Genomic DNA, 12,473 nt, shown 5'->3' on the forward strand with positions numbered 1-12,473 from the left:
CGGCATTTGCACATAATTAACCCATTTCCATAGGTTTGCCGTCAGTCAAAACAGGGAGCCTATAATGAATTTCCTTAAATCTTGCGTCGCAGCGACCGCGCTTGCGACCGCCTTTTCCAGCACAGCTTTTGCCGAAATCAGCCTGAACGTCGCCTATGACGCGGATCCTGTGTCCATGGACCCCTATGAGCAGCTGTCCGGCGGCACGCTGCAGCTCAACCATATGGTGTTCGACCCGCTGGTGCGCTGGACCCAAGACCTGCAGTTCGAAGGCCGTCTTGCGACAAGCTGGGAGCAGATCGACGAGACCACCATGCGCTTTACGCTGCGCCAAGGTGTGAAATTCCACTCCGGCAACGAGATGACCGCAAAGGACATCGACTGGACCTTTGACCGCATCAAGCAATCGCCCGACTTCAAAGGCATCTTTGCTCCCTTCACCGATATCGAAGTGGTCGACGACTACACCGTCGATCTGAAGACCTCCGAAGCCTATCCGCTGGTGCTGCACACCGCGACCTACCTGTTCGCGATGGATTCCGAATTCTACAGCGGCACAACCGAGGACGGTGCCGACAAGGCCGAAGTGGTCAAGCACGGCGACAGCTTTGCCTCGCGCAACATCTCCGGCACCGGCCCCTTTACCGTGACCGAGCGTGAGCAGGGCGTGAAGGTCGTGTTCGACCGTTTTGACGGCTACTGGGACACCGACTCCGAAGGCAACGTGGACGAAATCGTCCTGACCCCGATCAAGGAAGACCCCACCCGTGTGGCGGCCCTTTTGTCCGGTGACGTTGATTTCATCGCGCCCGTTCCGCCGACCGATCTCAAGCGCCTCGAAGATGCCGACGGCGTGCAGCTGATCACGATGCCCGGCACCCGCATCATCACGTTCCAGATGAACCAAGACCGTGTAGAGGCCTTCAAGGATCCCAAAGTCCGTCAGGCCATCGACATGGCGGTGAACAACTCCGGTATCGTTGATCGCATCATGCGCGGCTTTGGCACCGTGGGTGCGCAGGCATCTCCCGAAGGTTACGCAGGCTACATCGACGGTCTGGCCCCGCGCTACGACGTGGAAAAAGCCAAAGAGCTGATGGCCGAGGCAGGCTATGCCGAAGGCTTCTCGATCTCGATGATGGCGCCCAACAACCGCTATGTGAACGACGACAAGATCGCACAGGCCGTGGCCTCGATGCTGTCCCAGATCGGCATCACCGTGGATCTGCAGACCCTGCCCAAGGCGCAGTACTGGCCCGAATTCGATGCCCGCGCGGCGGACATGATGATGATCGGCTGGCACGCGGATACCGAGGATTCGGCCAACTTCCACCAGTTCCTGACCGCCTGCCCCGATCCTGAAACCGGCAACGGCCAGTACAACTCGGGCAACTACTGCAACGAAGAAGCCGATGCGCTGATGGTTGCGGCCAACGCCGAAGTCGACCCCGACAAACGCGCGGCCCTGCTGCAGGATCTGGAACAGATTCTGTATGACGAAGCCGCCTTTATCCCGCTGCACTGGCAGGATCTGGCATGGGGCGCCAAAGAAGGCATGAACGCGGACGAAATCGTCAACGCGCTGAACTTCCCCTACTTTGGCGACCTTGTGGTGTCGCAGGACTAAGAACCCCTTCAGGGGCGCATGGCCGCGCCCCTGATCCTTGGGCGGGCCGTGCTATAGTGGCGCGGCCCGCCATTGGGCAACGATAACAAAAGGACGGCCAAAGATGTTCGCCTACCTCGTCAAACGGGTGTTCCAAGCCATCGCGGTCATGCTGGTGATCTCGCTGATCGGTTTTGCCATTCAGGGCAATCTCGGAGACCCCCTGCGGGAGCTCGTCGGTCAATCCGTGTCCGAAGACGTCCGCCAAGAGCTGCGTGATGAGCTGGGTCTGAACGACCCGTTTCTGGTGCAATACTGGCGCTTTCTGGGCAATGCCTTGCAGGGCGATCTGGGCACGTCCTATTTTTTCAAGGAACCGGCGCTGGACGTCATCCTGAAAAAGCTGCCCGCCACGCTGGAGCTGGTCTTTGGCGCGACGATCATCATCATCGGCCTGTCCGTCCCATTAGGTGTCTATACCGCGATCCGCCCTGACAGCTGGCTCAGCCGCGCCATCATGGCCGTGTCGATCATCGGTATTTCGATCCCTGTCTTTCTGACCGCAATTGCCATGATCTATCTGTTCTCGGTCGAATTGGGCTGGGCACCGTCCTTTGGCCGTGGCGAGACAGTGCATGTCTTTGGCTACTGGGAGACAAACTTTCTGACCGTCGATGGCTGGGCGCATATCATCATGCCATCGGTCGCGCTGTCGTCTATCATGTTGCCGATGTTCATTCGTCTGATCCGGGCGGAGATGCTTGAAGTGCTGCAATCGGAATATGTCCGCTTTGCCAAGGCCAAGGGCATTGCCCCCTGGCGGATCTATTTCGTCCACGCGTTGAAAAACACGCTGCTGCCGGTCATCACCGTGGGCGGTGTGCAGATCGGCACCATGGTCGCCTATACGATCCTGACCGAAACCGTGTTCAGCTGGCCGGGCATGGGGTCCATGTTCCTTGAGGCGGTGAACCGCGTCGACACACCCCTGATCGTGGCCTACCTTATCGTGGTCGGCTTTATCTTTGTCATCACCAACACAATCGTTGATCTGATCTACGGGCTGGTCAATCCCACCGTCAAACTCGCGAGGATGGGCGCATGACCGACCAATCCGCAGAAAACCCCGTTTTGCTGGCGCGGCGGCCGTCGCGGCTGCGCGCGCTTTGGAACAGCCCGATTGGCTATAACTTTCGCCGCAATCCGGTGGCGATCGTCTCCCTGACGGTCTTTGTGATCATCACGGTGCTTAGCCTGCTGGCCCCGGTGATTGCGCCGTTCGATCCCTATGATCCGGCACAGATCGACATCATGAATTCGGAATATCCGCCCTCATGGGTGGATGGCAGCCTGCCTGAATTCTGGCTGGGCACCGATGATCAGGGACGCGATCTGTGGTCGACGATCCTCTACGGCACGCGCCTGTCGCTGATGATCGGCCTGTGCGCCGTGGTGGTTCAGGCGTTTCTCGGCATCTCCATCGGGTTGATTTCTGGCTATGTCGGCGGGCGCACCGACAGCATTTTGATGCGACTGGCCGACATCCAGCTGTCGTTTTCCACGCTGATGGTGGCGATCATCTTTCTGGCGTTGACGCAGGCGCTGTTCGGCTCCGAAGTATTCAGCCGCTATGCCGTTGTGTTTCTGATTGCGGTGATCGGGGTGGCGGAATGGCCGCAATACGCGCGCACCGTGCGCGCCACGGTCCTTGCAGAGAAAAAGAAGGAATATGTGGACAGCGTCCGTGTTCTGGGCTTTGGCCCCGGCCGCATCATGATCCGCCACATCCTGCCCAACTCGCTGTCGCCGATTTTTGTCATCTCCACCGTGCAGGTCGCCAACGCGATCATTTCCGAGGCCTCGCTGAGCTTTCTAGGGCTGGGCATGCCGCCCTCGCAACCCTCGCTTGGCTCGCTGATCTCCGCAGGCTTTGACTATATCCTGTCGGGGTCGTGGTGGATCACGGTCATCCCCGGTACGGTGCTGGTGGTGCTGGTGCTTGTGATCAACCTGCTGGGCGATTGGGTGCGTGATGTGCTCAACCCGAAACTTTACAAAGGGTGACGTCATGAGCCTGCTTTCCGTCCGTGACCTCACGGTCAAATTCAAGAACCGCGGCCAATCCGTCACCGCGCTGAACGGCATCTCCTTTGACATTGCGCGCGGCGAACGTGTTGCGGTTGTTGGGGAATCCGGTGCGGGCAAATCGATCACCGGCTTTGCCTGCATGAACCTGCTGTCGCGCCCCGGCTACATCGCCGGCGGCCAGATCCAGTTCGAAGGCCAGGATGTCCTGAAGATGTCCGCCCGCGAACAGCGCGGGTTGCGCGGCAACCGTATGGCGATGATCTTTCAGGACCCCATGGTCACCCTGAACCCGGTGCTGACCATCGGCCAGCAGATGATCGAAACGCTGCGCGCGCACCGCAAGCTGTCCTACGAAGAGGCGCGCCAGATCGCTGCCGTCAAGCTCAAGGAGGTCTACATCCCCTCCCCCGAGGCGCGGCTGGACCAATACCCGCACGAGCTGTCGGGCGGGATGCGTCAGCGGATCGTCATCGCCATCGCGCTGTTGCTGGACCCGCAGCTGATCATCGCCGATGAACCCACCACGGCGCTGGATGTGACCATTCAGGCCGACATCATGGAGCTGCTGCTGGAACTGTGCCGCTCCAACATGGTCGGATTGATGCTGATCACCCACGATCTGGGCGTTGTCAGTCAGGTGACAGAGCGCACATTGGTCATGTATGCAGGTCGTATTATCGAAAGCGGGCGCACCCGTTCGATCATCAACGACCCGCAGCACCCCTATACCCAAGGGTTGATCAACGCCCTGCCCCAGCAGACCCCGCCGGGCCAGCGCCTGAAGCAGATCCCGGGATCAATGCCCTCGCTCAATTCGATGCCGCAGGGCTGCCCGTTCCATCCGCGCTGCCCGCTGGCCACCGATATTTGCCGCGAAACCATGCCCCGGACCACGCAATATGGCGACGTGCAGGTCGCCTGCCACGAGGTCCAGCGCCTGCAATCCGAACTGCCGACGGAGGCCGCACAATGACCGAAAAAGACACCGGCCCCCTGCTGCAGATACGCAACCTTGAAAAGCGCTTCGACGTGGACAGCGGGTTTCTTGAAAGCCTGAAATTCAAGGGCGGCAAGATCGTCCGCGACACCCGTGCGGTGCATGCGGTCAACGATATCTCTTTCGACATCGGTCGGGGCGAGGCGGTCTGCGTTGTCGGTGAATCCGGTTGTGGCAAATCGACCGTCGCGCGCATGGTGGCCAATCTTTTGCAGCCCTCGGGCGGATCGATCACCTATGACGGCCAGCGCATCGACACGCTGCGCGGGCGCGATTTGCTGCCGATCCGCAAGAAAATACAAATGGTGTTCCAGAACCCCTATGCGTCGCTGAACCCGCGCATGACCATCGGCCAGACGCTGGAGGAACCGACCCGCTACCACAACCCGCAGGCCAGCGCGGGCGAGGTCCGTGACAAGGTGGCCCATGTGATGAAGTCGGTGGGCGTCGATCCCAACTGGGCGGCGCGCTATTCGCATGAACTGTCCGGAGGACAACGCCAGCGGATCGCCATCGCCCGCGCGCTGACTGTTGATCCCGAATTTATCGTCGCGGACGAACCGATTTCCGCGCTGGACGTGTCGATTCAGGCGCAGGTTCTGAACCTGATGCTGGAGATGCAGGAACAGCACGGCATCACCTATCTTTTCATCACGCACGATCTGTCGGTGGTCGAACATTTCGGCACCAAGGTTGTGGTTTTGTATCTTGGCTCCATCTGCGAGGTCGCGGACACCCGCACCCTGTTTGCCGCCCCCAAACACCCCTACACCAAGGCGCTGCTGTCCGCCGTGCCTCAGCTCAAGGACGACCGCCCCAACCATATTCGCCTGCAAGGTGAGATCCCGACGCCCATCAACCTGCCCAGCGGTTGCCCGTTCCAGACACGCTGCCCCTTGGCCAACGACCGCTGCCGCGCAGAAAAGCCTGCAGCCGTCACCCAACCCGACGGAAGCCTTGTAGCTTGCCACGCAGTAGAAGAAGGTCGAACGGAACCGGGGGTTGAGTCGGGCTTGCAGGAGGCCATCTGAGGTGGAATTTAACTGGCTCAGGGATTTCATTGCCTTGACCGCGACACAGAGCTTTTCTCGTGCCGCGGAAGAGCGCCATGTGAGCCAGCCTGCCTTTTCCCGCCGCATCCGCGCGTTGGAGGCCGCGATTGGCGCCACCCTGATCAACCGCGAAACCCTGCCGCTGTCGCTGACGCCAGCGGGCGAAATTTTCCATGCGCAGGCGCAGCTTATGCTGCGCAGCCTCGAAGAGACCATCGAACGCTGTCAGGCCGCAGAGGTCGAGGATGAAAACCTGTTGCGGCTGGCGGCCTCGCAGTCGCTTTATTCCACCTATCACGGTGATCTGGTGCAGCCGCATGTAGATCGCGGCGATCTGACGGTGGAACTGGGTTCGGTTGACTGGCCAGCCGAGAAATACCCCGCCAGCCTGCATTCCGGCGGCGTGGATCTGGTGATGGTGTACTGGCACCCGTCGCTGGGCTTTCTGCGCGGGTTGGATCAGGGTGCCTATACCTATTGCGTGGTGGCGCGCGACCGGCTGATGGCCTTTTCCAAACCGGGCCCCGATGGCAAACCGCTGCACCGCCTGCCCGGCAGCGACAAAACCCGCGTGCCGCTGATCACCTATGGGTCTGCCTCGGTCTTGCGGCCTGTTGTCGACGATCTGCTGGACCGCAACGCGGGCACGGCCAACACGTTGTTGGTCAGTCAGAACGCGCTGTCCTCCTCCGTCAAGGCGCTCATCCTCGAAGGGTTCGGCTTGGGCTTTCTGCCGCGCCGGTTTGCAGCGCCCGAACTGGACCGCGGCACGCTGGTGCCTGCGGGCGACGACCGGTTTACCGCTGATCTGGAAATCCGCCTGTATCGCAGGCGCGAGAACATGAAGCCAAGGCTCGACCCGCTGTGGGCCGCGTTTTGCGACATGACCACCGACGGCGACCACGACAACGTGGCGCCTTTCACCTCCACCAAACAGGGAGACTAACCATGATCAAGGCCACTGCCCTTGCCGCGCTGATCGGCTCGACCATGCTGACTGCGACGGCCTTTGCCGCCAATGTGCCCGAAGGCACCACGCTGGCCGAGGACCAGACCTATACCTATCGTGTGCTGGATGAATACGACAGCCTCGATCCGCAACTGCTTGAAGGCGTGGACAGCTCCACTGTTGTGCGCGACCTGTTCGAAGGTCTGTACAACATGGCCCCCGACGGCAGCCTGACCCCCGGTGTCGCCCTGTCGCATGAGGTGTCCGACGACAACCTGACCTACACGTTCACCCTGCGCGATGATGCCAAATGGTCCGACGGCAAGCCCGTCACCGCCGGTGATTTTGTCTATGCGTGGCAGCGCGCGGTGAACCCCGAAACCGCCTCGCCTTATGCGTGGTACATGGAACTGATGTCCATCGCCGGTGCCGCCGACATCATCGCGGGCACGGCAACCCCCGACACGCTGGGCGTCACCGCGATTGACGACACCACGCTCGAGGTCAAGCTGTCCCAGCCCCTGCCCTATTTCGCGGATATGGTTGCCCATGCCACCACCTTCCCCGCGCCGAAATGGGCCATCGACGCCCATGGCAAGGAATGGACCCGCCCCGGCAACATGGTGGGCAACGGCGCCTATGTGCTGACCGAACACACCCCCAAGGAACGTCTGGTGCGCGAGCGCAACGACCAGTATTGGGACAACGACAACACGGTCATCGAAAAGGTCGTGGCGCTGGTGATCGGCGACGAAAATCAGGCGCTGACCCGCTACAAGGCGGGCGAGCTGGACAAGACCGACATCCCCGCCGGCCAGTACCCCAACCTCAAAGAGGAAATGCCCGACGAGGCCTTTGCCGTGCCGCGTCTGTGCAACTACTACTTCAGCTTCAACATGTCCGACACCGGTCCCGAAGCGTTCAAGGACGTCCGCGTCCGCAAGGCGTTGGCGCTGGCCATCGATCGCGATGTGATCGTGGATGCGGTGCTCAAAGGCGGCCAGTTCCCCGCCTATAACTTTACCCCTGCGGCGACCAACGGCTTTGAGATGCCCGAGATCGACTACGCCGGTATGACACAGGCGGAGCGCGACCAGATGGCCAAGGACCTGCTGGCCGAGGCAGGCTATGGCGAAGGCGGCGAGCCGCTGGAATTTGCCTATCTGTACAACACGTCGGAATCGCACAAACAGGTGGCCATCGTCGCCACCCAGATGTGGAAGCAAAAGCTGGGCGTGTCCGCCACGCTGGAAAATCAGGAATGGAAGGTGTTCCTCGAAAACCGTGGCAACCAGAACTACGACATGGCGCGTGGGGCATGGTGTGGCGACTACAACGAGGCGTCGACCTTCCTTGACCTGCTGTCCTCTGCATCAGGCTACAACGATGCGAAATATTCTAACGCACGGGTGGACGAGCTGCTGGCAGAGGCGAAGTCGTCCCAGGACACGACGCCGCTGTACACCGAGGTCGAACAGATCATCGCCGCGGATATGCCGGTGATCCCGATCTATCACTACTCCGTCAACCTGCTTCTTGATGAAAGCCTCAAGGGCTGGCCGATGGATAACGTGATGCAGAAAATGTACTCCAAGGACTTTTACAAAGTCGCCGAGTAAACCAGATCGTGGCCCCCGCATCAGGGGGCCACACCCCGCCTAAAGGTTCCCCAGATGTTGCAATATACGTTCCGACGCACCCTTGCGGTGTTGCCGACGATCCTGTGCCTGATCGTGATCTGCTTTTTCCTGATGCGCCTTGCACCGGGCGGGCCGTTCACGTCCGAACGCCCCCTGCCGCCCGCCATCATGGCCAATGTGCTGGAACGCTACGGGCTGGATCAGCCGCTGTATGTGCAGCTGTGGACCTACCTGAAAAACATCTTCTTCAACTTTGATTTCGGCCCCAGTTTTGCGCAGCGCGACCGTGACGTGAACGACATTATCGCCGCCGGGTTTCCGGTCACGCTGACCTACGGGTTCTGGTCGGCGGTGTTTGTGCTGCTTCTGGGCATTCCACTGGGCGTGATCGCGGCGCTGCGCCAGAACAGCCTGTGGGATTACATCATGACGGGCTTTGCGATTTTTTCGCAGATCTTCCCGAACTTTGTGCTCGCGCCCCTGATGGTGCTGACCTTCACGCTGGCGCTGGGGCTGTTGCCCGGCGGCGGCTGGAACGGCGGGCAGTGGCAATATGTGGTGATGCCTGCGGTGGCGCTGGGGACATCCTATCTGGCCAATGTGGCGCGCATCACGCGGTCTTCCCTGCTCGAAGTGCTGGGCGCGCCCTATATCCGCACCGCCCGCGCCAAAGGGCTGCCCGAACGGGTGATCCTGTGGCGTCACGCGCTGAAACCCACGCTGCTGCCGGTGATTTCCTACATGTCGCCAGTGTTTGTCTACATGATCACAGGCTCCGTCTTTATCGACGTGTTCTTTAGCACCGGAGGCATCGGGCAAAGCTTTATCGACGCGGCCTATACCCGTGACTATTCGGTCATTCTGGGTCTGGCGATCCTGTATTCCGTGCTGACCTTTGCGCTGAACCTTGCGGTGGATCTGGCCTATGCGGCCATTGATCCCAAAGTCCGGAGTGGCCTGAAATGACCAATCCCGAAACCACACCCAACCACGAAAACCATCCACGCACGGCCTTTGGTGCCCGCCGCCAGTTCGAGGCCGCAGAGATGGCCGCCGCCGAGGAAATGATCACCTCGCGCAGCTTCTGGGCCGATGCGCGGCGGCGGTTTTTCAAAAACCGCATGGCAATGATCGGCTGCGTGTTTTTGTCCCTGATCTTTCTGTTTGCCATCTTCGGCGGGCTGTTCGCCCGGTTCACCATCGAGGAAATCGACTGGTCGCTGCTGGGCAACGTGGAAACCCAAGGCGGTCCGCGTCTGGACAACGGCCACTGGTTCGGCGTCGACGAGCTGGGCCGCGACCTCTACGCCCGCGTGGTCCAAGGCACACGCGTGTCGTTGCTGGTGGGCTTTGTTGCGGGCGTTGTATCGGTGCTGATCGGGTCGGTCTTTGGCGCGATCGCAGGCTATTACGGCGGGCGGACCGACCAGATCATCATGGCCGCCTATAACATCACCCTGTCCATTCCCTACATCATCTTTTTCGTGGTCTGGCAGGCGTTCTTTGGCCGGTCGGTGACGCAGATGATCCTTGTGATGATCCTGATCAACTGGACCGCCGGTCTGTTGATCACACGTGGTCAGGTGATGACGCTGAAGAACCGCGAATTTGTCGATGCGGCGCGGATGATGGGCTTGTCAGATGTCAAGATCATCGCCCGCCACATCCTGCCCAACATGCTTTGGGTCATTGTGATCTACACCTCGATCACCATTCCCGACGCGATCATGATGGAAAGCCTTGTGTCCTTCCTTGGCGTGGGCATTCAGGAGCCGATGACATCCTGGGGCGCGCTGATATCAGAGGGCGCATCCACCATGACCTATGGCACCCTGTGGCAGCTTGCCTTTCCGGCGCTGTTCTTTGCCGTAAACCAGATTTCGCTGTATTACATCGGGGACGGGCTGCGCGACGCTCTCGACCCGAAGGAGCGCTGAATGACCCTTTTGTCCGTTGAAAACCTGTCGATCCGCTTTGAAACCCCCGATGGTCTGGTGCATGCGGTCAACGATGTGTCCTTTGAAATCGAAAAGGGACGCACGCAGGCGCTGGTCGGGGAATCCGGCTCTGGCAAATCGCAGATCGCACTGTCGATCCTTGGCCTGCTGGCGAAAAACGCCCGCACCTCGGGACGCATCCTGTACGAGGGGCGCGACCTGCTGGCGATGTCCCCGCGCGAGCTGAACAAGATCCGCGCCAAAGAGATCGCCATGATCTTTCAGGACCCGATGAGCAGCCTGAACCCCTATATGACCATCGAACGGCAGTTGAACGAAAGCCTTGAGCTACACGAAGGTCTGCGCGGGGCCGCCGCCCGCAAACGGGTGATCGAGGTGCTTGACGCGGTGCAGATCCCCGATGCGGCAAACCGGCTGCGCAGCTACCCGCATGAATTCTCCGGCGGGATGCGCCAGCGGATCGTCATCGCCATGGCGCTGCTGTGCAATCCCAAGCTGATCCTTGCGGATGAGCCGACCACCGCGCTGGACGTGACGGTTCAGGCACAGATCATGCGCCTGCTCGAAGACATCCGCCGCGATTTCGACACCTCGATCCTGCTGATCACCCATGATCTGGGCGTTGTGGCCGGCGCCTGTGAAGACACCTTGGTTTTGTATTCCGGCAAGGTGATGGAACGCGCCTCCACCCGCGATCTGTTCGCCCAGCCGCAGCACCCCTACAGCCGTGGTCTGCTGCGCGCGGTGCCCAATATCCATGACGAGGCCGGTGAGCTGCACGCCATCCCCGGCCAGCCGCCCAACACAATGCACGCGCTCAGCGGTTGCCCCTTTGCGCCGCGCTGCGTTGACGCCATCGACGCCTGTTTCGACACCTTGCCAGAGCTGCGCGGCACCACACGCCAGCGCGCCTGCATCCGCCCCGTGGAGGAATTGACATGACCCTGCTGTCCGTCCGCGATCTGCATGTGCAATTCACCATAACCAATTCCGCCCCTTGGCCATGGCAGACACCGGATGTGGTCCGCGCGGTCAATGGTGTCAGCTTTGATCTGGCCCGTGGGCGCACGCTGGGCATCGTGGGGGAATCCGGTTGCGGCAAATCCACCCTCATCCGCGCTATCGCCGGTCTGGTCCGCCCGTCATCGGGGACGGTCACGCTAGACGGGGAGGCCGTCGATTACACCGACCGCCGCGCGGTGATGGCGCTGCGCCGTCAGGTCCAGATGATTTTTCAGGATCCGGTCGCCTCGCTCAACCCGCGTATGACGGTGCAACAAACGCTCGAAGAGCCGATCCGCCAGTTCTTCCCCGAGCGTTCCGCCCAGACGCGCAAGCAGAACGTGCGCGATCTGCTCGACCGTGTCGGCATCCCGCAGCGCAACGCCAACCGCTATCCGCATGAATTTTCCGGCGGGCAGTGTCAGCGCATCGGCATCGCCCGCGCGCTAGCAGCCGAGCCGCGTCTGTTGCTGTGTGATGAGCCCGTGTCCGCGCTGGACGTGTCGATTCAAGCGCAGGTGGTGAACCTGCTGCGGGAGCTGCAGCAGGAGATGGACCTGACGCTGGTCTTTGTGGCCCATGACATCGGCATCGTGCGCCACATCTCGGATGATCTGCTGGTCATGTACCTTGGCGGGATGATGGAACTCGGGCGCGCCCGTGATGTGGTGCGGCAGGCGCGGCACCCCTATACCCAAGCCCTGCTGTCGGCGGTGCCGGTGCCTGATCCGGATGTGACCGTGGTGCCGCAGATCCTGACCGGCGATCTGCCCTCGCCCTTGGATCTGCCGCGCGGGTGTTTCTTCAAATCACGCTGCCCGCAGGCCATTGCCGCCTGTAGCACCGACCGCCCTGCCCTGCGCCAGATCGGTGGCGCACAGGTGGCCTGCATCCGTGCCGAAGAAGACGTGACGGCATAACCACCACAAGGGGTGGCCAGCGGTCGCGTGATCTGCAATCACTGGGCTGTTCTCAGGGCGGGGTGCAATTCCCCACCGGCGGTGACAGCCCGCGAGCGCCACAAAAGCTGCGTCCGCATCCCCATAGCGGGATGCAAAGCGCCGCATCTGTGGGTCAGCAGATCCGGTGAAATTCCGGGGCCGACGGTAACAGTCCGGATGGAAGAGACGCGACGGACGAGGGGCAACGCCCCCCGTGCGGCCGAAAGCCTTGGGACCTTT

The 12,473-nt window shown here is 61.1% G+C and carries 11 protein-coding genes and 1 riboswitch; all 11 genes read left to right on the top strand.

All coding sequences use genetic code 11. The annotated features are described in order from the left end of the window. The first annotated feature begins 64 nt into the window (after positions 1–64). The 11 genes from ACN5AZ_RS15895 to ACN5AZ_RS15945 all read left to right on the top strand — a co-directional run bounded on the left by ACN5AZ_RS15895 (position 65) and on the right by ACN5AZ_RS15945 (position 12,212). Complete coding sequence (locus tag ACN5AZ_RS15895; protein ID WP_419429887.1) at positions 65–1,627, top strand: ABC transporter substrate-binding protein; 1,563 nt, start codon at positions 65–67, stop codon at positions 1,625–1,627. Positions 1,628–1,730: 103 nt separating this feature from the next. Beyond that, entirely contained in the window at positions 1,731–2,711 is a 981-nt protein-coding gene (locus tag ACN5AZ_RS15900; protein WP_419429888.1) for an ABC transporter permease, read from the top strand. Beyond that, the gene (locus ACN5AZ_RS15905) at positions 2,708–3,670 is read left to right on the top strand and encodes an ABC transporter permease (RefSeq protein WP_419429889.1); all 963 of its coding nucleotides are present in this window, start codon (positions 2,708–2,710) and stop codon (positions 3,668–3,670) included. Before ACN5AZ_RS15900 ends, ACN5AZ_RS15905 begins: the two co-directional genes overlap by 4 nt. Positions 3,671–3,674: 4 nt before the next feature. Then, positions 3,675–4,667 (top strand): ABC transporter ATP-binding protein, encoded by a 993-nt coding sequence (locus tag ACN5AZ_RS15910; RefSeq protein ID WP_419429890.1) that lies wholly within the window; start codon positions 3,675–3,677, stop codon positions 4,665–4,667. Further along, a complete protein-coding gene (locus ACN5AZ_RS15915; RefSeq protein ID WP_419429891.1) occupies positions 4,664–5,722 on the top strand; it encodes an ABC transporter ATP-binding protein in 1,059 nt (352 codons plus the stop codon). Before ACN5AZ_RS15910 ends, ACN5AZ_RS15915 begins: the two co-directional genes overlap by 4 nt. A 1-nt stretch (position 5,723) precedes the next feature. Then, entirely contained in the window at positions 5,724–6,689 is a 966-nt protein-coding gene (locus ACN5AZ_RS15920; protein ID WP_419429892.1) for a LysR family transcriptional regulator, read from the top strand. A 2-nt stretch (positions 6,690–6,691) separates the two neighbouring features. Beyond that, on the top strand, positions 6,692–8,311 hold the full coding sequence (locus ACN5AZ_RS15925; protein ID WP_419429893.1) for a peptide ABC transporter substrate-binding protein: 1,620 nt from the start codon (positions 6,692–6,694) through the stop codon (positions 8,309–8,311). 54 nt (positions 8,312–8,365) lie between these two features. Further along, entirely contained in the window at positions 8,366–9,298 is a 933-nt protein-coding gene (locus ACN5AZ_RS15930) for an ABC transporter permease subunit (protein ID WP_419429894.1), read from the top strand. Further along, entirely contained in the window at positions 9,295–10,269 is a 975-nt protein-coding gene (locus ACN5AZ_RS15935) for an ABC transporter permease (RefSeq protein ID WP_419429895.1), read from the top strand. Before ACN5AZ_RS15930 ends, ACN5AZ_RS15935 begins: the two co-directional genes overlap by 4 nt. Next, entirely contained in the window at positions 10,270–11,232 is a 963-nt protein-coding gene (locus ACN5AZ_RS15940) for an ABC transporter ATP-binding protein (RefSeq protein WP_419429896.1), read from the top strand. Beyond that, complete coding sequence (locus tag ACN5AZ_RS15945) at positions 11,229–12,212, top strand: ABC transporter ATP-binding protein (protein ID WP_419429897.1); 984 nt, start codon at positions 11,229–11,231, stop codon at positions 12,210–12,212. Before ACN5AZ_RS15940 ends, ACN5AZ_RS15945 begins: the two co-directional genes overlap by 4 nt. A gap of 44 nt (positions 12,213–12,256) precedes the next feature. Next, positions 12,257–12,426, top strand: a riboswitch (FMN riboswitch). Positions 12,427–12,473 lie beyond the last annotated feature (47 nt).

It is taken from the genome of Sagittula sp. SSi028 (assembly GCF_048553715.1).
Lineage (GTDB): Bacteria > Pseudomonadota > Alphaproteobacteria > Rhodobacterales > Rhodobacteraceae > Sagittula.